The sequence below is a fragment of the Burkholderia sp. MSMB2157WGS genome (genome assembly GCF_001532755.1).
Taxonomy (GTDB): Bacteria; Pseudomonadota; Gammaproteobacteria; order Burkholderiales; family Burkholderiaceae; genus Burkholderia.
In genome coordinates this window covers 118,533-139,178 of record NZ_LPJG01000011.1, presented here as the reverse complement: position 1 = coordinate 139,178, position 20,646 = coordinate 118,533, and the positions used below count along the sequence as shown (strand labels likewise).

Annotated in this window: 13 protein-coding genes and 1 riboswitch; of the genes, 5 read left to right on the top strand and 8 right to left on the bottom strand. The window is 69.7% G+C overall.

Annotated features, from left to right (window positions below):
- Positions 1-208 precede the first annotated feature (208 nt).
- Positions 209-370, top strand: coding sequence for a hypothetical protein (locus tag WT53_RS33370; protein WP_006476417.1), 162 nt, complete (start codon positions 209-211; stop codon positions 368-370).
- Between the two features lie 187 nt (positions 371-557).
- Here the strand turns inward: WT53_RS33370 and WT53_RS05280 are convergent, their stop codons facing one another.
- The gene (locus tag WT53_RS05280) at positions 558-1,925 is read right to left on the bottom strand and encodes an amino acid permease (protein WP_034206854.1); all 1,368 of its coding nucleotides are present in this window, start codon (positions 1,923-1,925) and stop codon (positions 558-560) included.
- Between the two features lie 295 nt (positions 1,926-2,220).
- Positions 2,221-4,512 carry an FUSC family membrane protein gene (locus tag WT53_RS05275; protein ID WP_034206855.1) on the bottom strand — a complete coding sequence of 764 codons (2,292 nt, stop codon included), beginning with the start codon at positions 4,510-4,512 and terminating at the stop codon, positions 2,221-2,223.
- Positions 4,513-4,694: 182 nt separating this feature from the next.
- On the opposite strand from WT53_RS05275, the gene recC reads away from it, so the two are divergent.
- From recC to arfB, 4 genes are read left to right on the top strand one after another with little or no spacing between them, the layout of a single operon-like run.
- Positions 4,695-8,033 carry an exodeoxyribonuclease V subunit gamma gene (recC, locus tag WT53_RS05270; RefSeq protein ID WP_034206856.1) on the top strand — a complete coding sequence of 1,113 codons (3,339 nt, stop codon included), beginning with the start codon at positions 4,695-4,697 and terminating at the stop codon, positions 8,031-8,033.
- Complete coding sequence (recB, locus tag WT53_RS05265) at positions 8,030-11,737, top strand: exodeoxyribonuclease V subunit beta (RefSeq protein ID WP_034206857.1); 3,708 nt, start codon at positions 8,030-8,032, stop codon at positions 11,735-11,737. Before recC ends, recB begins: the two co-directional genes overlap by 4 nt.
- A complete protein-coding gene (locus tag WT53_RS05260) occupies positions 11,734-14,037 on the top strand; it encodes an AAA family ATPase (RefSeq protein WP_060258762.1) in 2,304 nt (767 codons plus the stop codon). Before recB ends, WT53_RS05260 begins: the two co-directional genes overlap by 4 nt.
- On the top strand, positions 14,034-14,438 hold the full coding sequence (gene arfB / locus WT53_RS05255) for an alternative ribosome rescue aminoacyl-tRNA hydrolase ArfB (RefSeq protein WP_059782560.1): 405 nt from the start codon (positions 14,034-14,036) through the stop codon (positions 14,436-14,438). Before WT53_RS05260 ends, arfB begins: the two co-directional genes overlap by 4 nt.
- Before the next feature lie 50 nt (positions 14,439-14,488).
- Here the strand turns inward: arfB and WT53_RS05250 are convergent, their stop codons facing one another.
- The 6 genes from WT53_RS05250 to WT53_RS33365 all read right to left on the bottom strand — a co-directional run bounded on the left by WT53_RS05250 (position 14,489) and on the right by WT53_RS33365 (position 20,644).
- Positions 14,489-15,769, bottom strand: a complete 1,281-nt coding sequence (locus tag WT53_RS05250; RefSeq protein ID WP_034207860.1) for an EAL domain-containing protein — start codon at positions 15,767-15,769, stop codon at positions 14,489-14,491.
- Positions 15,770-16,273: 504 nt separating this feature from the next.
- The gene (locus tag WT53_RS05245; protein WP_060258759.1) at positions 16,274-17,200 is read right to left on the bottom strand and encodes a DMT family transporter; all 927 of its coding nucleotides are present in this window, start codon (positions 17,198-17,200) and stop codon (positions 16,274-16,276) included.
- A gap of 145 nt (positions 17,201-17,345) precedes the next feature.
- On the bottom strand, positions 17,346-17,600 hold the full coding sequence (locus WT53_RS05240) for a hypothetical protein (RefSeq protein WP_027784015.1): 255 nt from the start codon (positions 17,598-17,600) through the stop codon (positions 17,346-17,348).
- Between the two features lie 214 nt (positions 17,601-17,814).
- Positions 17,815-18,027, bottom strand: coding sequence for a glycine zipper 2TM domain-containing protein (locus WT53_RS05235; RefSeq protein ID WP_011545020.1), 213 nt, complete (start codon positions 18,025-18,027; stop codon positions 17,815-17,817).
- A gap of 230 nt (positions 18,028-18,257) precedes the next feature.
- Positions 18,258-20,189, bottom strand: coding sequence for a phosphomethylpyrimidine synthase ThiC (gene thiC, locus WT53_RS05230; protein ID WP_034206861.1), 1,932 nt, complete (start codon positions 20,187-20,189; stop codon positions 18,258-18,260).
- Between the two features lie 124 nt (positions 20,190-20,313).
- Positions 20,314-20,430, bottom strand: a riboswitch (TPP riboswitch).
- A 31-nt stretch (positions 20,431-20,461) separates the two neighbouring features.
- Complete coding sequence (locus WT53_RS33365; protein WP_156447859.1) at positions 20,462-20,644, bottom strand: hypothetical protein; 183 nt, start codon at positions 20,642-20,644, stop codon at positions 20,462-20,464.
- Between the last annotated feature and the right edge of the window lie 2 nt (positions 20,645-20,646).

Sequence of the window (20,646 nt, the reverse complement as noted above, 5' to 3'; positions counted from 1 at the left end):
GTTCCGGCGCGCGCCTGCCGCCCGAGCGACTCGGAACATTACAAAGCGAAAGATTTGCGATTCTAGATCGAAATGGGAATGATTATCAAATGAAAGCTTTCGAAAGCCGTCGGGAAGACGCCGGGCGGAGAGCGCGACGGCACGGTGCGGCGCGGATACAAGCGCGTAGAATGCCGGCTTCAACGAATTCGACGGAGCCGCCCCGACCATGAACGATCAGCGCAAGAAGAACCCTGTCCGCAACGTGAGCATCCTGATCGTCGTGGCCGTGCTGCTCGTGATCGGGACGATCCTGTACAACGCGATCTCGCAGAAGCACGCGTACGACGAGGCCCATCCGGCCGAGGCTGCGAGCGCCGCGTCGCATTGACGCGTCGTGCCCGTGCGTGATCGCCGCGCGGCCCGGGACGGGGCCGCAGCGATGCGCAGGTACGGGAAGGGGGAGAGCGGGACTGCGGTGGGCGGCACGATGCGTCGTGTGACGCTGTGGGATCCGCGAGAGACGCGAGAGACGCGGGCGCCGGAGCCGGCGCACCGCATGGAGAGTCAGCCGTGCGTCACCGTGACGCAGGCGCGAACTTCGGCCGGATCCGGGCATAGAACACGGCCGCGAGCAGCGCGAGCCATGCCGCGCCGACATACAGCGCGACGCGCGTATCGTCGAACCAGCCGAGCATCACGATCACGAAACCCATGAAGGCGATCGTCAGCGCGGGCGCGACGGGCCACAGCGGCACCTTGAACTTCAGCGCCGCGACTTCCGCGCGCGACAGGCGCCGGCGCATCGCGACCTGCGACAGCAGGATCATCAGCCACACCCACACGGTCGCGAACGTCGCGATTGCGGCGACCACCAGGAACACGTCCTTCGGCATCAGGTAGTTGAGCAGCACGCCGACCAGCAGCGCGGCGGCCATCACGAGCACCGTGACCCACGGCACGCCGTGGCGCGACGTCGTCATCAGCACGCGCGGCGCCTGACCCTGCCGCGCCATCCCGAACATCATCCGGCCCGCGCCGAAGATGTCGCTGTTGATCGCCGAGATCGCCGCGCTGATCACGACGAGGTTCAGGATCGTCGCCGCCGACTTCACGCCGAGCGCCGAGAAGATCTGCACGAACGGGCTGCCGTCGCTGCCGACGCCGGTCCACGGTCCGATCGACATCAGCACCACCATCGTCAGCACGTAGAACAGCAGGATGCGCGCGGGCACCGCGTTGATCGCGCGCGGAATCACGCGCTCCGGGTCCTTCGCCTCGCCGGCGCTCATCCCGATCACCTCGATCCCGCCGTACGCGAAGATCACGACCGACAGCGACGCGATCAGCCCGCCGATTCCGTTCGGCAGGAAGCCGCCGTGGTTCCACAGGTTCGCGAACGTCGGCACGTCGGCCGAATGACCGAAGTGCATGCCGGTCAGCAGGATCGCGACGCCGCCGCCGATCATCGCGACGATCGCGCCGACCTTGATGATCGACAGCCAGAATTCGAGCTCGCCGAACACCTTCACGTGGCACAGGTTCAGCCCGCAGATGATCGCGACGACGCCGAGCACCCAGATCCATTGCGGGACATCCGGAAACCAGAAGCCCATGTAGATGCCGAACGCGGTGATGTCGGCGATCGCGACGATCACCATTTCGAGTGTGTAGGTCCAGCCGGTGACGAAGCCCGCGAACGGGCCGAGGTTCTCGGTCGCGTAGTGGCCGAACGAGCCCGCGACGGGTTCGCGCACGGCCATCTCGCCGAGCGCGCGCATCACCATGTAGACGGCCGCGCCGCCCAGCAGGTACGCGAGGATCACCGCCGGGCCCGCGAGCTGAATCGCGGACGCCGACCCGTAGAACAGGCCCGTGCCGATCGCCGAGCCTAGTGCGAGAAAGCGGATGTGCCGCGCGCTCAGGTGGCGCTGCAAGTTTTTCATCGAGTCTCCGATATCGTTTTATGCGACGAACCGGGCGAGCGCGGCCGGTCCGATTGGCTCAAGTTGTCTATACAACTTGAATGTGAACGAATGATAACAAGCCGGGCCTGGTGACCGGAATCGGGTATTCCCTGACTGGCGCGGCGAGAGGAACGGCGCATGGAACACTCGCGCGCCCGCAGGTGCGGGCCGTGTGAGCGGGTGGGGCATGCTTCGGGGCAACCGTCAAGCCGGAGCGCGCCGGCGGCCCGGTCGCGACGTGCGCGGGCCGGCCTGCCGGCGCGGACATGCGCGGTCAGGCGGGCAGGCGGATCACGCTCGCATCCTTGCGGATCAGCAGCGACGACGCGAGCATCTGCTTGCACTGGTGCGCGAGCACCTTCAGGTCGTGCGTGAGCTCGGCGCCGACCGCGTCGGATTTTTCCGCGGACACGACCATCGCATCGAGATCGCGCGTGATCTGCTTCGACGTTTCGAGCTGGTCGGCAGGCGGCGGCTCGCCGGCTTCGGCCTTTTCGAGATTCTCGAGCACGGCGGCGAGGCCGCGCTGCAGCGCGTCGTCGTGGACGAGGCCGCCATCGGCCGCGCATGCGCTCCGAATCAGCGGCGCGGCAGCCGTGATCTGCGCGCCGAGCACGTGCGTCTGCACGAGCAGGTCGTTCAGTTCGGGCACGAAGCGCTGGTGCGCCTTCGGCTCGATCATCATCCGCTGGAACGCCTGCCCGAGGTTCGCGAACGCGATGTGCACGTCCTTGCGGGCGAGGCGGTAGCGGTAGTCGTCGTCGAGCGGGCTGACCGGCGTTTCGATCGCCGCGGCGACGACGGGTACGACGGCCGCGCCGTCGGCGGTCGGCACCGGCGGCGGCGACATGCCGCGCCCGGCGCGCCACACGGCCTCGAAATACTTGCGGGTGGACGTCAGCATGTCGGTGACGAGCTTGCCCATCAGCCGGTATTCCCAGTACGGGAACAGCCGGCTCGCGGCGATCGCGATCATGCAGCCGACCACCGTGTCGATCGCGCGCTCGCCGATGATCCGCATGCTGCCCGGCGCGAGCAAGTGAAACATCAGCAGCACGTACGACGACGTGAACACGACGCTCGCCGCATAGTTGAACAGCAGCAGGCTGTAGCTCATCACCATCGACCCGAACATGATCGCGATCAGCAGGTGCGGCTCCTTCACCGTGTAGATCAGCGCGATGCTCGCCGCGCAGCCGATCAGCGTGCCGATGATCCGCTGCGCGTTGCGCTGCTTGGTCAGCGAGTAGCCGGGCTTCAGGATGATGATGGTGGTCATCACGATCCAGTACGCGTTCGTGAGCGGCAGCAGCCGGCCGATCCAGAAGCCGACCGCCACGGCGATCGTCACGCGCAGTGCATGGCGGAAGCTCGGCGAACGCATGTTCAGGTTCGAGAAGATCAGCAGCGGCGACATGCGGCGGCGCTGCAGGAAACGCGTGAGCGCCTTGTCGATCTTCAGTTCGGTTTGCTGCGGATCGGCGTGGCCCGACAGGTTGCGGCGCATCCGGTCGATCAGGCGCGTCGCGCTCCAGATGCGCCGGAACGTCGCGAGCACGGCCGCATACGCTTCCGCGTGGGTGGCCGCGAAGTTCTTCTTGCGCATCAGCTCGATCTCGTACTCGATCGCGCGCAGCTCGGCCTTCACGCTGATGCGCGAATGCGGCGCGCGGTTCTCGAGCACCGCGAGGCCGATTTCCTCGAGATCGGCCGCGGCCTTGCGGATCAGGTCGCGGTAGAAAATGATGAGATCCGAGCCGCCGAACGTGTTGCGCACGAGCGGGTAATCGGTATGCGCGCCGACGAACAGCTCGTGCAGGTCGACGCTGTTGATGAACAGGTTGTACATCGTCGTGCGGCCGGGATCGAGCTTGCCGCGCCGCAGCTTCGGCAGGTTGCGCAGCACGATGTCGCGCGCGGTTTCCTGCGTTTCGACCGCGGTGATCTGCCGGGCGACGAGATTGCGATAGCACTCGTCGAGATCGGCGTCGAGATCGTAGAACTGCGCGCGCGCGAGCAGGTAGTCGGCACAGGCGAACAGGCTTTCGGCCAGCGCCTGCTGTTCGATCCGGCGGGCCTGCCATTGCGACACCAGCGTGGCCCAGTACGTGTACCAGAGGCCGCCCGCGAGAATCCAGCCCGCGTTGACGAACGCCTGCAGCGGCGTGAATTTTTCCTCGAGCGTCATCACCATCATGAACAGCGTCGCGAAGCTGATCTGCGGCCAGCGGTTGCCGTAGACGACGATCAGCGACAGCACGAACGTGAGCGGCACGATCGTGAGCCACAGCGCGAAGATGTTCGGTGTCGCGAGGCCGGTGGCGAGCGCGGCCAGGAAGCCGATCACGCTGCACGCGAGCATTTCGTTGTGCTTGTACTTGAGCGGGCCCGGCATGTCGACGACGCAGGCGCCGAGCGCGCCGGTCGAGATCGTGAAGCCGAGCTCCCGGTTGTGAAACACGATCAGGCACAACACGGCCGGCAGCGACACGCCGACCGCGATCCGCAGGCCGCCGAAAAAGTACTGGCTGTAGAAAAACTTTCTGATTTCGACCGAATAGCGCATCGATGGGCTGAATGGCAGACGAAGACGCCCGGGGGCGGCGTATTGACTGGCGACGAGTCTATCGTATTTCGCGGCTCGCAAAAGCTGGCTTTCCGGCCGAGGTTCGCGGCGGCGGCCCATTTGCTATCCTTGGTGATCCTGTTCGCCCGATCCCGCCGGTGCGAGGTTCCGACGCCCGCTTCATGCTCCATCTTTTCTATTCGAACCGTCACGAAACGCTGGCCGACGCGCTGCTCGAGGATCTGGCCGCGTTCCCGGCCCGCAACGGCCCGTGGGCGCCGCAACAGGTCATCGTGCCGAGCGCGGCGCTGCGCCGCCGCCTCGAGCTCGACATCGCCGCGCGCAACGGCGTGTGCGCGAACGTCGAGTTCACGTATCTCGCGCAGTGGCTGTGGGCGCAGATCGGCCGCGTGCTGACGGTGCCCGCGCGCTCGCCGTTCGCGCCCGACCGGCTCGTGTGGCGCTGCTACCGGCTGTTCGCGCAGGCGGCCGACGGTGCGCCGTGGCGCGCGTCGCCGCGGCTGGCCGCGTATCTGTCGGCGTCCGACGATGCGATGCGCTACGAACTGGCTCATCGCGTCGCGGCCGTGCTCGATCATTACCTGACCTATCGCCCCGAATGGCTGGCCGCGTGGCAGGCCGGCGAATCGGTGCTCGCGGGCGACGGCGCGCCGCGCGGGATCAGCGACGCCGCGCGCGACGACGAGCGCTGGCAGGCCGCGCTGTGGCGCGCGCTGCTCGCCGAGCTGAGCGACAGCGGCACGCCGCCGGCGCACCGCTTTCTCGTCGAAGCGCGCCATCTCGATGCCGATGCGCTCGCGCGCGCCGACTGGCCCGAATCGGTCAGCGTGTTCGCGCTGCCGACGATGCCGCCGCTGCACGTCGCGCTGTTGCGCGAACTGTCGCGCTGGATCGACGTGCGCGTCTACGCGCTGAATCCGTGCCGCGAATTCTGGTTCGACATCGTGACCGCCGCGCACGCCGAGGCGCTCGATGCGGCCGGGCGGCGCGACTTCCAGGAGGTCGGCCATCCGCTGCTCGCCGAATGGGGCAGGCAGACGCAGGCGCAATTGCACATGCTGCATGAGCTGACCGAAGGCGCCGCATCAGGCGATGCGTCGCGTTTCGTCGAGAATCCCGCGCCCACCTGGCTCGCGCGCGTGCAGAACGCGATCCTCGAACTGCAACCGGAGGCCGAAATCGGCGACACGCCGGTCGAGCGCGGGATCGAGGTGCACGTGTGCCACAGCCTCGCGCGCCAGCTCGAGGTGCTGCACGACCGGCTGCTCGCTTGGTTCGACGCCGATGCGAGCCTGCAGCCGTCCGACGTGCTCGTCGCGGTGGCCGATCTCGCCGCGGCCGGGCCGCTGATCGACGCGGTGTTCGGCACGGCCGGCGCCGGCGGTGCGCGGGTGCCTTACCGGATCACCGGCCTGCCGCCGTCGCAGGCGAATCCGGTCGCGCGCGTGCTGCTCGACTGGCTCGCGTTGCCGGAGCGGCAGGTCGGCGCGCCGGAGCTGGTCGAATGGCTGCGCGTGGATGCGGTTGCCGCGCGCTACGACATCGACGCGGCCGCGCTCGAAACGGTGCAGACCTGGCTCGCGGCCGCCGGCGCGCGGCGCGGGCTGTCGCCGCTCGCAAGCGACGACGCGGCCGTGCCCGCGCCGCGCCATACGTTCTCCGATGCGCTCGCGCGGCTCTTTCTCGGCTATGCGATGCCCGAAGGGGCGGCGCCGATCGGGGCGTGGCTGCCGATCGAGGCGGCCACGGGCAGCGAGGCCGAACTGCTCGGCCGGCTCGCCCGGTTTACCGACGATCTCGACGGCTTCGCGCGGCGGCTCGCGGAGTCGCACACGCCGCGCGGCTGGAGCGAACTGTTCGCGGACACGCTTGCGCGCTTCTTCGATTCGGGCGCCGCGTATGCGGACGCGCTGGCCGGCGTGCGCGACGCGCTCGACGCGATGCTGGCCGCGATGACGGAGGGCGCGCCCGACGAGGCGTTGCCGGCGGCCGTCGTCCGCGCGGGGCTCGCCGCGGCGCTCGACGATCCGGCCCGCGGCGGCGTGCCGTGGGGCGGCGTCACGTTCTCGTCGCTGACGAGCTTGCGCGGGCTGCCGTATCGCGTCGTCTGCCTGCTCGGGATGGACGACGGCGTGCTGCCGAGCCTCGCGCGCGCGGACGAGTTCGACCTGATGGCCGTGCTGCCGAAGCTGGGCGACCGGCAGCGCCGCGACGACGAGCGCAATCTGTTTCTCGACCTGTTGCTCGCCGCACGCGACCGGTTGCTGATCGCCTATACGGGCCGCAGCATTCGCGACAATGCGCCGTTGCCACCGGCGGCACTGGTCGACGAACTGCTCGATCATCTCGCGGACGTCACGGCCGGGCCCGGCGCCGCACCGGACGCGGTCGATGCCGCGCGCCGCGCGTTCATCGTCGAGCATCCGCTGCAACCGTTCGCGGCCGCGTATTTCCAGCCGGGCAGCGGCCTCGTTTCGTATGACGCCGAGCGCGCGACGCTCGCGTCGCTGCTGGCCGCCGAGGCGTCGCGCGACGGGCCGCGCGAGCAGCCGTTCTTCGCGCAGCCGCTGCCGGCGGAGCCGGTCGAGCCTGTCGCGTTCGGCGAATTCGAACGTTTCTGGCGCCATCCGGCGCGCGCATTGCTGCGCGGCCGGCTCGGCATCGTGCTGGCCGATGCGCAGGCCGAACTGCTCGATACCGAGCCGTTCGCGCTGGACTTCGCCGGCAGCGACGCGCTTGCCGAGCGCGTGCTGCCGCTCCTGATCGAAGCAGGCGACGGCGGCGTGCACGATCATGCGCTGCGCATTGCGGACGCGAGCCCCGAACTGCCCGGCGGCGCGACGGGCGCGGTGTGGCGCGATCAGGCGCTCGGTTCGATGACGCAGCTTGCGTCGAACGTGCGCCGTGCGCTGGCCGACGGCATCGAGCGGCGGCCGTTCTCGCTCACCGTCGTGCCGACGTGGCCCGATACCGAGCAGGCGCTGTTCGGCGCCGACGACGAATTGCTGGCGGCCGACGCGGTGAGCGCGTCGCTCGAATTGCACGGCACGCTGAATCGGCTGACGCCGGCCGGGCAGGTCATCTATCGCTATGCGCGGCCGAGTGCGCGCGATTACCTGTCCGCGTGGCTCGCGCATCTCGTCTACTGTGCGATCGAGCCCGGCGGCCCGCGCCGCACGCTGTGGTTCGGCAGCGGCGGTGCGTTCGAGCTGACGCCCGTCGCGGCGCCGCTCGAACGGCTCGCGCCGCTGGCCGCGCTGTTTCGCGCGGGGCGACGCATGCCGCTGCGGTTCTTCCCGCGCAGTGCGTGGGCGCGGGTGTCCGACGGCGAGGTCAAGGCCGCGAGCGTGTGGATCAACGAGCGGGTGGCGAGCGAAGCCGACGATCCGGCCATCGCGATCGCATGGCGCGGCGCGCATCCGTCGCTCGACGAGCCGTTCGGCACGCTCGCGCGGCTCGTGTTCGAGCCGCTCGTCGAGCATCTGAAGGAGGTCGCATGAGCGCCGTGTCGCAGCCGCAGGCGCTCGAACTCGACGTGTTCGCGTGCCCGCTCGACGGCGTCAACCAGATCGAGGCGTCGGCCGGCACCGGCAAGACGTGGAACATCTGCGCGCTGTATGTGCGCCTGCTGCTCGAAAAGGATCTCGGCGCGGACGAAATCCTCGTCGTGACCTTCACGAAAGCGGCGACGGCCGAACTGCACGAGCGGATTCGCAGCAGGCTCGCGCAGCTTGCGCATGCGCTCGACACGGGCGACGACGGCGGCGATCCGTTCATCGCGCGTCTGTGGGAGACCGCGCTCGGCGTCGACGGTGCGCTCGATCCGGAGACGGCTGCGAAGCGGATCCGGCGCGCGCTGCGCGCGTTCGACCAGGCCGCGATCCATACGATCCACGCGTTCTGCCAGCGCGCGCTGCAGGAAGCGCCGTTCGCGGCCGCGATGCCGTTCGCGTTCGACATGGAGGCCGACGATGCGTCGCTGCGCTTCGAACTCGCCGCGGATTTCTGGCGCACGCGCGTCGAACCGGCGGCCGCGCGCTGGCCGGGCTTCGCGACCTGGCTCGTCGAATCGGGGGCCGGCCCGGCCGCGCTCGATGCGCAACTCGCACGCCGGCTGAAGAAGCCGCTTGCCGCGCTGCGCTGGGACGGCGTGACCGAGCCGGACGAATCGGCCGAAGCGGCCGCGGCCGAATGCTTCGCGCAAGCCGCGCGCATGTGGGCGGCCGAGCGCGAGGCGATCGATGCGCTGCTGCGCGCCGCGCAGCCCGCGCTCAATCAACGCTCGCACAAGCCCGACGCGCTCGCCGATGCGCTCGCCGCGTGGGCGGTGCATTTCGAGCAGGGCGACGCGACGGCCGCGCTGCCGAAAGCCGCACTGAAGCTCACGCAAACCGCGCTCACGAAGGCGACGAAAAAAGGCGGTGCGACGCCCGCACACGCGTTCTTCGAGGTGGCCGACGCGCTCGAAGCGGCCGTGGCCGCGGCCGAGGCCGCGCAGCGCGCGCGCTGGCTCGCGCTGATCGCCGAATGGCTCGACATGGCGCCGCGCGAATTGGCCGAGCGCAAGCGCACGCGGCGCGTCGTGTCGTTCGACGATCTGCTCGCGAACCTGTATCACGCGCTGCACGCGCATCCGTGGCTCGCCGACACGCTGCGCGCGCGCTATCCGGCCGCGCTGATCGACGAGTTCCAGGATACCGATCCGCTGCAGTTCGCGATCTTCGACCGGATCTTCGCGCCGGGCGGCCCGCTGTTCCTCGTCGGCGATCCGAAACAGGCGATCTACAGTTTTCGCGCGGCCGATCTGCATACCTATCTCGCCGCGCGCGCACGGGCGAGCGCGTGCTACACGCTCGCGGTCAATCAGCGCTCGACGCCCGCGATCGTCGATGCGTGCAACCGCTTCTTCATGTCGAATCCGCGCGCATTCGTGCTCGACGGGCTCGACTATTACGCGGTGCGCGCCGGCACGCGCGTGCGGGCGCCGTTCGTCGACGAGACCGATCCGGGGCCGGCCGGCGATTTCCGGATATGGGCGCTGCCGGGCGGCGAAGGCACGTTGCTCAAGCGCGACGCGCAAGCGCAGGCTGCCCAGGCCTGCGCGGCCGAGATCGCGCGGCTGATGCGCGGCGCACGCGAAGGGCGCGTGCGGCTGGGGGACACGCCGTTGTCGCCGGGCGACATCGCGGTGCTCGTGCAAACGCACCGGCAGGGTAGCCTCGTGAAGCGCGTGCTCGCGACGTGGGGCATCGGCAGCGTCGAGCTGGCGCAGGCGTCGGTGTTCTCGACCGGCGACGCCGAGCAGCTCGAACGCGTGCTCGCGGCGATCGATGCGCCGGGCGACCTGCGGCGTCTGCGCGCGGCGCTCGCGTCCGACTGGTTCGGGCTCGACGCCGGCGCGCTGTGGCACATGGAGCAGGGCGACGGCGATGCGTCACCCGGCGCGTCGGCGGCCGACAGCGCCGATGCGATGAGCTGGGTCGAGCGCTTCTCGCGCTATCGGCTGCTGTGGCGCGAACGCGGTTTCGCGGTGATGTGGCGCACGTTCACGCGCGAGCTGCGGATCGCCGAACGGCTGATGGCCGGTGCGGACGGCGAGCGCCGCGTGACCGACGTCAACCATCTGGCCGAGTTGACGCAAGCGCGGGCGTCCGCACAGCCCGGCATCGCGCCGACGCTGCGCTGGCTCGCCGCGCAACGACTCGACGGCGGCGGCGAGGAAGCGCAACTGCGGCTCGAATCCGATCGCAACCTCGTGCAGATCGTCACGGTACACAAGTCGAAGGGCCTCGAATACGCGATCGTGTTCTGCCCGTTCCTGAACGACGGCGGGCTGCGCGAGCCGCCGTCGTCCGCGCTGCCCGATGCGCGCGAATATCACGACGACGCGGGCGATGCGGTGCTGCATTACGGATGCGACGACGAGGCGGCCGCGCACGCGGCGCGGCAGGCGCTGCGCGAGCAGGCCGCGGAACGCGCGCGGCTCGTCTACGTGGCGCTCACGCGCGCGGTGTATCGCTGCTATGTCGTCGCCGGGCCGTACCTGTCGTCGCGCTCGACGCGCGAAGCGCGGCGCAGCGTGCTCAACTGGCTCGTCGCGGGGGCCGGCCATGCGTTCGACGCGTGGCTCGACGAGCCGCCCGACGAGGCCGCGCTCGATGCGGCATGGCGCGCGCTCGCGGGCGGCCCCGTGAGCATCGCGCCGCTGCCCGTGCCTGCGCGCCGCGAGCGTCTCGCGGCCGGGCACGACGCGTCGCAGACGCTCGCGGCGCGCCATGCGACGCGCATACTGCGCGATGCGTGGCGGATGGCGAGCTTCAGCTCGTTGACCGCGTCGATGGCGCGCGAGGAGGCGGGCGTCGCGGCCGTGCCCGACGACGAATTGCGGCCCGATCACGATGCGCTTGCCGCGGTGGCGCCGGATGGCGAACCGATACTGGCCGACACGGTGGCGGCCGCCCCGCCGGACGACGACATCCTCATGTTCCCGCGCGGGGCGGCGGCCGGCGAATGCTTGCACCGCCTGTTCGAGCTCAGCCGGTTCGCGGAGCCCGAATCGTGGCACAAGGCCGCACTCGGCGCGCTGCACGACCGGCCGGTCGAGGCCGAGCCGGCGCTCGCGGCACGCCTGCCGGCGATGATGGCGCGGCTCGTCGACGACGTCGTGCACACCGAGCTCGTGCCGGGCATGCGGCTCGCCGATCTCGATCCGGCCAAGCGGCTCGACGAAATGGGCTTCCTGTTCCCGGCGCCGTCGCTCGACCTGACGGCGCTGCGCCGGCTGCTGGTCGCGCACGGCTATCCGGACGTTGCACTGGAGGCGGGCACGCTCGCCGGTTTCATCAAGGGTTTCATCGACATGATCGTCGAACACGACGGCCGTTTCTGGATCGTCGACTGGAAGTCGAACCACCTCGGCACGACGCCGGATGCCTATGGCCCGCGCGCGCTCGACGTCGCGATGGCCGATCACGCGTATCACCTGCAGGCGCTGCTTTATACGGTCGCGCTGCATCGCTACCTGCGCGGCCGGCTGCCGGATTACGACTACGACACGCACATCGCCGGTTACCTGTACCTGTTCGTGCGCGGCGTGCGGCCCGGCTGGCGCAGCGGCGGCGAGCCGGCCGGCGTGCATGCGCGGCGGCCCGCGCGCGCGCTCGTCGACGCACTCGACCGGATGATGGAAGGGGGCCGCGCATGACCGCGTCCGACGACATGCTCGAATTCACCGGCGGCCTCGTCGCGCGGCTGCCCGAGCCGGCCGATTTCGGCATCGCGCTCGCGGAAGGCTTCGCACGCCGCATCGGCGACCTCGCGTGCCGTGCCGGTGCGCCGGCCGCGGCGGCGCGCTGGGCCGCGCGCGCCGCGTTCGCGACGAGCCGTGCGACCGCCGGCGGCCACGTGTGCGTCGCGCTCGACGCGCTCGCGCAGCGCTACGAAGCGTCGCTCGACGAGGTGCGCGCGGCGCTGGCCGCGAGCGGCGTGGTCGCGTTCGGCACGCTCGCGCGCGGCGACGAGCGGCCGCTGATCGTCGACCGGCTCGATCATCTGTACCTGTCGCGCTATTTCGATTACGAACGGCGGCTCGCCGATGCGCTCGTCGCGCAGGCCGGTGTCGCCGCGCCGGACGAAGGCCTGTCGCCCGACCGGTTGCGCGACAGTCTCACCCGTTACTTCGGGCCGGCGACCGGCGAAGTCGACTGGCAGCGCGTGGCGGCGATCGTCGCGCTGACCGGCCGCGTGACGATCGTCAGCGGTGGGCCGGGCACGGGCAAGACGACGACCGTCGTCGGCGTGCTAGCCTGCCTGCTCGATGCTCACCCGGGGCTGCGCATCGCGCTGGCCGCACCGACCGGCAAGGCCGCGCAGCGGATGCAGGAGGCGCTGCACGCGCGCGCCGGCGATCTGCCGCCCGAACTCGCGGCGCGCCTGCCCGACACGTCGTACACGCTGCATCGGCTGCTGGGCGGCGGCGGGGCGGCCGGCTTCCGGCATCATCGCGACAATCCGTTGCCGTACGATCTGATCGTCGTCGACGAGGCGTCGATGATCGACGTCGCGCTCGCCGCGCATCTGCTCGACGCGCTCGCGCCGGGTGCGCGGCTCGTGTTGCTCGGCGACAAGGACCAACTGGCCGCGGTCGAGGCCGGCGCCGTGTTCGCGGAGCTGAGCGCACGGCCGGCGTTCACCGCCGCGGCCCGCACGCGCATCGCGCAGGCGCTGGGCATCGACGAGGCGGCGTTCGTCGCGGCGTTGCCGGTGCCGGACGAAGCCGCGCCGGCAGCGGATGCGCGCGCGCATCCGGCATCCGCGTCCGCACGGGCTCCGGCTTCGCCGTCGGCATCCGCGCCTGTTGCGCGCAAATCGGCGCCTCGGCCGAAAGTCGATGCGCGACAGGCGTCGCTCTTCGACGACGAACCGCAGGATGACGAAGCGTCGTCGGCCGACATCGCGCCGTCGCCGTCATCCGGGTCGGCACCGGTCGATGCCGGCGCACCGGGCGATGCGCCGGCCTGGATCGAGGCCGACGAGCTCGCTTGGCTCGACGCCGTCGAGCTGGCGCCGTTCCACGCAGACGATGCGGCGCTGGCGTCGGCGGCGGCGGCCGCATCGCCATGGGCCGGCGAAGCCGCTGCCGCGTCCGCGGGCACGCCCGCTCCGGCACCGCTCGCGGACTGCGTCGTGTGGCTCGAACGCAATTACCGCTTCGGTCTCGACTCGCCGATCGGCCGACTGTCGCTCGCGATCCGCCGCGGCGACGTGCAGGCGGCGCTCGATGCGCTGCCCGCCGACGACTCGGCAGCCGCATCGTTTCACGACGATGCGGGCGACACGCTGGCGTCGTCGACGGTCGAGCGGCTCGCACGGCGTTTCGGCGCATACCTCGATGCATTGCGCGACGCGCTGGCCGCGCCGGCGCCCGATCCGCTGCCGCTGTTCGACGCGCTCAACCGGTTCCGGATCCTGTGCGCGACCCGCAGCGGCTCGCGCGGGGCGGAACACGTCAATGCGCTGGTGGCCGCGCACGTGCGGCATGCTGCGCGCGTGCCGCTCGCGGTCGGCGCGCACTGGTTCACCGGGCGGCCGATCATGGTCACGCGCAACGACTATGCGCTCGGGCTGTTCAACGGCGACATCGGCATTGCGCTGCCCGACGCGCACGGTGTGCTGCGCGTGTGGTTCCGGCGCGCGGACGGCGCCGCGCGCGCGGTGTCGCCGGCCGCGCTGCCGCCGCACGAAACGGCGTTCGCGCTGACGGTGCACAAATCGCAGGGCTCTGAATTCGACGAAGCCGCGCTCGTGCTGCCTGCGTCGTTCGGCCGGGTGCTCACGCGCGAGCTCGTCTATACGGCCGTCACGCGTGCGCGCACGCGCGTGCAGGTGATCGGGCCGCGGCGCGTGCTGGCGCAGGCGGTCGCGACGCGCACGCAGCGCGATTCGGGGCTCGCGGCTCGCGTCGACGAAGCGCTCGCCCGGCGCCGCACGGAGGCTTCGCAATGATGATTCGCTACACGCTCGATCCGGCCGAGGTCGAATGGACGGCCGTGCGTGCGCAGGGCGCGGGCGGGCAGAACGTGAACAAGGTGTCGAGCGCGATTCATCTGCGCTTCGACATCCGCGCGTCGTCGCTGCCGCCGGTCATCAAGGAGCGGCTTCTCGCATTGTCCGACCAGCGCATCACGCGCGACGGCGTCGTCGTGATCAAGTCGCAGGAGTATCGGACGCAGGAGAAGAACCGCGAGGCCGCGCTCGCGCGGCTCGATGCGCTGATCGGCAGCGTCGCGCACACGCCGCGTGCCCGGGTCGCGACGCGGCCGACGCGCGCGTCGAAGGAGCGGCGGCTCGAGCACAAGTCGCGCCGCAGCGTGGTGAAGTCGGGGCGTGGGAAGGTGGTCGACTGACCAATGAACACTCACGCGCGTCGCACGCGATCGTCCGCCGCGCGCGGCGGCTACCGCATCACGGTTCCCGCGCTGTCGAGCACGAAGTCGACGCAGAACACGACGAGCCGGCTCTGCGCGCGGATCGCGACGGCGGCCGTATAGCAGTCGCGGCCTTCCGTCAGCGAGAAATGCGGGCCCATCAGCGCGACGCGCCCGGGGGCGGCGATCGCGCGCTGGAAATACGGGCGCCGCGACCAGTTGCTGTGGGTTTCCGGGAAGAGCGGCGCGAGGCGGGTCACGCTCGTCTGGCTGTCGTCGGGCGGCGCACCGATCGACGGCAGGAACTGTTCGCCGGTCTCGTCGGTGACGAACACGCGCCGCGCGGCCGGTACCGCGAACACGCGTTGCGCGGCGTCCTGCAGGTTGCCGCTCGCCGAAAACGCGGCCGCGCCGGTGAGCACGAGCCGTTCGATCGCGTCGAAGCCCGGCTGCTGGGCGGCCACCGGCGTGTGCCGGCGGGCGATGAAGCGCCGCCACGCGGCATCGAGCATCGCGGGCGCCGCCGCGCTCGCGTGCGCGATCGATGCATCGGGCTGGCCGAACTGAAAACCCTGCACGAAATCGATGTCGGCTTCCATCAGCGCCTGCAGTGCGTCGTCGCTTTCGACGCCTTCGGCCAGCACCATCGCGCCGGCCTGGTGCAGCATCGACACGAGGTGATGCATGATGCGGCGATCGTCGGCCGAGGCGGTCGAACGCTCGACGAGCGAGCGGTCGAGCTTCACGATGTCGGGCCGCGCTCGCCACACGCGGTCGAAGTTCGAGAACCCCGTGCCGAAATCGTCGATCGCGATCAGGAAATCGCGATGCTGGATCATGTCGATCGTGCGGGCAAGCGCGGCTTCGTCGCGTGCCGGCTGCTCGACCACTTCCAGCACGATGCGGTTCGGCGGCAGCGCGAAATGCCGGCACAGCGCCTCGACGAACTCGCGCTGCACGAGGCCCGTGTCGAGCACGCGCGGCGTCACGTTCAGGAACAGCCAGCCGTCGCCGATTCCCTGCGTGACGAAGTTGGCCGTGTGCAGGCAGCGCGCGAGCCGGTCGAGCAGCAGCGCGTCGGCGTCGCCGCGCGTCTTGTCGAACAGGGCGGTGGGCGACACCAGCGCGCCGTTCCCGTCGACGACGCGCAGCAGCGCCTCGTAGCCGACGACGCGCTTGTGCGTGATCGACAGCACGGGCTGGAACACGCTGCGCAATGTCGTGGCGCGGTAGGTGGCGAGCCAGCCGTGGGGCGTCGGCGTGAGGCGTTCGAGCAGGGCGTCGAGCGACAGGTCGCGGCTGGACTTCATGTCGACGGTGCCCGGGAGCGGGCGGCGGCGCACCGCCACGCCGATGCAGCCGCATGCGCAGGCGGACGCGGAAGAACGGGGGGCATCGAGACCGCCTTCTGCGGATGAGTGTTCCGAGTGTAACGGGATTGCCGCGGCGCGCGTATCAGGGTAACTCCAGACGCAAACGGTACACCGCGATTCCGGCCCGCGCGCTGCGGCGCGGCGACCGGCCTCGCGTGCATGCGTACGGTGCATGACCGTCGCGAAACGAAGCGCGCCGCGGCGGCGGACGACGATCCCGCGTCCCGCCACCGGGCGGCGGCATGGCCGTGCGTCGCTGCCGTCCGATGCGCAGGCCGATGCGGGAAATCCCGGCGGCCGGAGCCGCCGCCGTCAGACGAATGAGCCAGATGCGTGCGCGCTGCGGCGCGATCGGCGGCGCGTCCGCATACCCGCGTCGCGTCGCGTCGCCATCGGCATTGCCGGCGGACGGCGGTCTCCGCGCGCCGGCCGCGCCGATCGTCAGGCCGCTTCGCCGCCGCGCGGTCGGACGCCGGGAATCCGCTTGATCACGCCGGTTGCGAGCGCGGTGCCGACGAGCACGATCGCGCAGCCTTCGATCATCACGACCGACACGTGTTCGCCGAGGAACAGCGCGCCCCACAGCAGCCCGAACACGGGGATCACGAACGTCACGGTAATGGCGCGGGCGGGCCCGATATGCGCGATCAGGTAGAAGAAGATGAAATACGCGATGCCCGTGCACGCGATGCCGAGGGCGAGCACCGCGCCCCATGCGTGCGCGCCGACCGGCGCGGCCGGCCACGTCGCGATCGCGAACGGCAGCAGCAGGACGGTCGAGCCGATCATGCTGCCGGCCGCGTTGACGAGCGGATCGACGCCGCCGAGCTTGCGTTTCGTATAGTTGGCCGCGATGCCGTACAGCAGCGTCGCGCCGAGCGCGGCCGCCGCGGCGAGCGCGGTCGCTGCGGCGCCCGTGTCGCCGTGCGCGTTCGCGATCTGGTTCCACACGAGCGTGAGCACGCCGGCAAACCCGATGACGAGGCCGAGCGCGCGCGGCAGCGACAGCTTGTCCTTCAGCCACAGGTAAGCGACGAGTGCGCCCCACAGCGGCGTCGTCGCGTTGATCACCGACGTCACGCCGGCCGACAGCGTCAGCTCGGCGAACGCGAACAGGCAGAACGGGATGCCCGAATTCAGCGCGCCGACGACGAACAGCGGCCACGCATGACGGCGCAGCCGGGCGCCGAGATCGGCGGGTTTGAAGCGCGTCAGCGCGAAGCCCGCGAGAAACAGCGCGCCGATGCCCACGCGCAGCGCCATCAACGGCGCGACGCCGAAATCGACCACGCCGATCCGGATGAACAGGAAGGAGGCGCCCCACAGGGCGGCGAGCACGGTCAGCAGGAAAGCGTTCTTGGGCGACATCGATCGGCGAGGGCGGGGACGGGATGCGACGAATCTTACACCGCGTTACCGCACCGTCGTTTCACGATCGGATGAAACGACAAGAAACGGGAATTGCGCCGCTTGGCGCCGACGGCGGACGGCCACACGCCGGCGGCGCGATCGATCAGTGATGACGCCAGCCGCCGCGTCCGCCGAAGCCGAAATTGAGCGACAGCGCGGGGCCCCAATAACTGCCCCACGCGGGCGCATACGCGGGGGCCGGATAGTAGTAGGCGGGGCCGGGATCGACATACACGGGCGCGGGCTGTACCGGCACGGGCGCCGCCGTGTAATAGCCGCCCGGATAGTAGCCGTACGGGTAATAGCAGCCGGCGAGCGTCGTGCAGGCGAGCGCCGCGGCGACGAAGGTCCTGTTCATCGTGTGTCTCCGGCGAAAGCCGGCCATCGGCAGATGCTTGAAGCTTAGGCCGAGTACCGATGACACGGTATGAGAAACGGTAACCGATCATTTCCGGGCCGCGGCCGGACCGGCTGCGATGCCGCATGCGAAAACGGCGCTTCCGCAGTGCGGAAACGCCGTTGAACCGACAGGCCGACGGCTGGGCGTCGCCCAACCGGCCGATGCGACTGCTTTACTTGCCGACCTGGTTACCGATGATGCCGCCGGCCGCCGCGCCGCCCAGCGTCGACAGCGCGTTGCCGCCGATCGCCGCGCCGGCGACGCCGCCGACACCCGCACCGATTGCCGTATCGCGCTGGCGTCGCGACATCGAATCGCAGGCCGACAGGCTGGCCACCGTCGCGACGAGCAGAGCGCATACCCCAAAACGCCGAATCGAGTTCATGATCGTTGTCCTTGTGGTAGTGAACGGAAGGCGCACGACCGGCTGGCGGCCGCGCATGTCCCCAATCTACGCGCCGTCCCGCGACGCTGCTGTAAGGACTTGTTAAGGCTCGCGCGGTTTCGTAATCAATTGTTTCGTCTGGGCCGGCAGGCACGCGACATGCGCAAAAAAGCCCGCTCGAAAGCGGGCTGCGTGCATCGCGATGCGAGCCGGTGCGGCTCGCGGCGCGCTTACTGACGGTGGTAGATCTCGGCGCCGGTCTTCACGAACTCGACCGCCTTGACCTCCATCCCTTTCTTCAGCGCCTCGGTTTCCGACACGCCCTGCTGGGCCGCGAATTCGCGCACGTCCTGCGTGATCTTCATCGAGCAGAAATGCGGGCCGCACATCGAGCAGAAGTGCGCGACCTTGGCCGAATCCTTCGGCAGCGTCTCGTCGTGGAATTCGCGCGCCTTGTCCGGGTCGAGACCGATGTTGAACTGGTCTTCCCAGCGGAACTCGAAACGCGCTTTCGACAGCGCGTTGTCGCGCACCTGCGCGCCCGGGTGACCCTTGGCGAGGTCGGCGGCGTGCGCGGCGAGCTTGTACGTGATGATGCCTTCCTTCACGTCGTCCTTGTTCGGCAGGCCCAGGTGCTCCTTCGGCGTCACGTAGCACAGCATCGCGGTGCCGAACCAGCCGATCATCGCGGCGCCGATGCCCGACGTGATGTGGTCGTAACCCGGTGCGATGTCGGTGGTCAGCGGCCCGAGCGTGTAGAACGGCGCTTCCTTGCACCAGTCGAGCTGCAGATCCATGTTCTCCTTGATCAACTGCATCGGCACGTGGCCGGGGCCTTCGATCATCACCTGCACGTCGTGCTTCCACGCGATCTGCGTGAGCTCGCCGAGCGTCTTCAGCTCGCCGAGCTGCGCTTCGTCGTTCGCGTCGTAGATCGAGCCGGGGCGCAGACCGTCGCCGAGCGAGAAGCTCACGTCGTACGCCTTCATGATCTCGCAGATCTCTTCGAAGTGTTCGTACAGGAAGCTTTCCTTGTGATGCGCGAGGCACCACTTCGCCATGATCGAGCCGCCGCGCGACACGATGCCCGTCATCCGGTTCGCGGTGAGCGGCACGTACTGCAGGCGCACGCCCGCGTGGATCGTGAAGTAGTCGACGCCTTGCTCGGCCTGCTCGATCAGCGTGTCGCGGAAGATTTCCCAGGTCAGGTCCTCGGCCTTGCCGTTGACCTTCTCCAGCGCCTGGTAGATCGGCACCGTGCCGATCGGCACCGGGCTGTTGCGGATGATCCACTCGCGCGTTTCGTGGATGTGCTTGCCGGTCGACAGGTCCATCACCGTGTCGCCGCCCCAGCGGATCGCCCACGTCATCTTGTCGACTTCCTCGCCGATCGACGACGTGACGGCCGAGTTGCCGATGTTCGCGTTGATCTTCACGAGGAAGTTGCGGCCGATGATCATCGGCTCGGATTCAGGGTGGTTGATGTTCGCGGGAATGATCGCGCGGCCGCGTGCGACTTCGTCGCGCACGAACTCGGGCGTGATCTCGGCGAGCGCGTTCGCGCCGAAGGCCGCGGCGCCGAATGCCTGGCCCGGGTGCTGGCGGCCCATCATCGCGGCGAGCTTCGCGCCGTTCGGGCCGCTCGACTTCAGGCTCTCGATGTACTCGGCGCGGCGCTGATTCTCGCGGATCGCGATGTATTCCATTTCCGGCGTGATGATGCCCTGACGCGCGTAGTGCATCTGCGTGACGTTCTTGCCGGCCTGCGCGCGGCGCGGGTTGCGGTGCAGGCCCGGAAAGCGCAGGTCGGCGGTGGCCGGATCGGCCGCGCGCTCGAGGCCGTATTGGCTCGACAGGCCGGGGAGCACCTCGGTGTCGCCGCGCGCTTCGATCCAGCGCTGGCGCAGCGCGGGCAGGCCCGCGCGGATGTCGATCTTCGCGTCCGGATCGGTGTAGGGGCCCGACGTGTCGTACACGTAGATCGGCGGATTCTTTTCGCCGCCGAAGCCGGTCGGGGTGTCGGCCTGCGTGATTTCACGCATCGGCACGCGGATGTCGGGCTGCGAGCCGGTTACATACACCTTTCGCGAGTTGGGCAGCGGCGCGACGGCAGCGGCGTCGACGTGGGCGTCGGCGGACAGAAACTTCGGATTGGCGTTCATGCAATCTCCTGTGCGGGCGCCGGACAGGCGCTTCGGCGCTTGCCCGGAGCCCTTGACGAATGTGGGGCTCGAGCTAAGCAGGAGACGAGGCTTGGTGAGGCGGCGGATTTCGTCAGAAGGATGGCGGCGAAATCCGTACGCTTCCCTGCGCTGGCATTATCCAGATCAGGTTCAAAGGGTATTTCTCACCCGCAATGCCGGTCGTTCGACCCAACGCATTGCAGGACCCCCGCGTTAGCAAGGGCACACGATACACCGGCTTGCCGGCGGTTTCAACCGGGTGCGAAGCCGATGCCGCCGGGCGACGGGCGGATCGCGACCGCCGGCGCGCGCACGGTGCGCCGCAGCAAGCGCGGCCGTCGACGCGCGATGTCGTCCGGGACGGAAGAGGCGGGCAGTGCAGCATTTCCATCCCGTGTTTCCGGCTTCAAAAAATTTTTCGACATCGCTGTCATTT

What these genes read in the sequence shown, in the direction of transcription:
- WT53_RS05245 (WP_060258759.1), bottom strand. Translation starts at nt 17,200, where the DNA reads ATGTCGCCCAAGAACGCTTTCCTGCTGACCGTGCTCGCCGCCCTGTGG.
- recB (WP_034206857.1), top strand. Translation starts at nt 8,030, where the DNA reads ATGAGCGCCGTGTCGCAGCCGCAGGCGCTCGAACTCGACGTGTTCGCG.
- WT53_RS05260 (WP_060258762.1), top strand. Translation starts at nt 11,734, where the DNA reads ATGACCGCGTCCGACGACATGCTCGAATTCACCGGCGGCCTCGTCGCG.
- WT53_RS05275 (WP_034206855.1), bottom strand. Translation starts at nt 4,512, where the DNA reads ATGCGCTATTCGGTCGAAATCAGAAAGTTTTTCTACAGCCAGTACTTT.
- WT53_RS33370 (WP_006476417.1), top strand. Translation starts at nt 209, where the DNA reads ATGAACGATCAGCGCAAGAAGAACCCTGTCCGCAACGTGAGCATCCTG.
- WT53_RS05280 (WP_034206854.1), bottom strand. Translation starts at nt 1,925, where the DNA reads ATGAAAAACTTGCAGCGCCACCTGAGCGCGCGGCACATCCGCTTTCTC.
- WT53_RS05250 (WP_034207860.1), bottom strand. Translation starts at nt 15,769, where the DNA reads ATGAAGTCCAGCCGCGACCTGTCGCTCGACGCCCTGCTCGAACGCCTC.
- arfB (WP_059782560.1), top strand. Translation starts at nt 14,034, where the DNA reads ATGATGATTCGCTACACGCTCGATCCGGCCGAGGTCGAATGGACGGCC.
- thiC (WP_034206861.1), bottom strand. Translation starts at nt 20,189, where the DNA reads ATGAACGCCAATCCGAAGTTTCTGTCCGCCGACGCCCACGTCGACGCC.
- WT53_RS33365 (WP_156447859.1), bottom strand. Translation starts at nt 20,644, where the DNA reads ATGACAGCGATGTCGAAAAATTTTTTGAAGCCGGAAACACGGGATGGA.
- WT53_RS05240 (WP_027784015.1), bottom strand. Translation starts at nt 17,600, where the DNA reads ATGAACAGGACCTTCGTCGCCGCGGCGCTCGCCTGCACGACGCTCGCC.
- recC (WP_034206856.1), top strand. Translation starts at nt 4,695, where the DNA reads ATGCTCCATCTTTTCTATTCGAACCGTCACGAAACGCTGGCCGACGCG.
- WT53_RS05235 (WP_011545020.1), bottom strand. Translation starts at nt 18,027, where the DNA reads ATGAACTCGATTCGGCGTTTTGGGGTATGCGCTCTGCTCGTCGCGACG.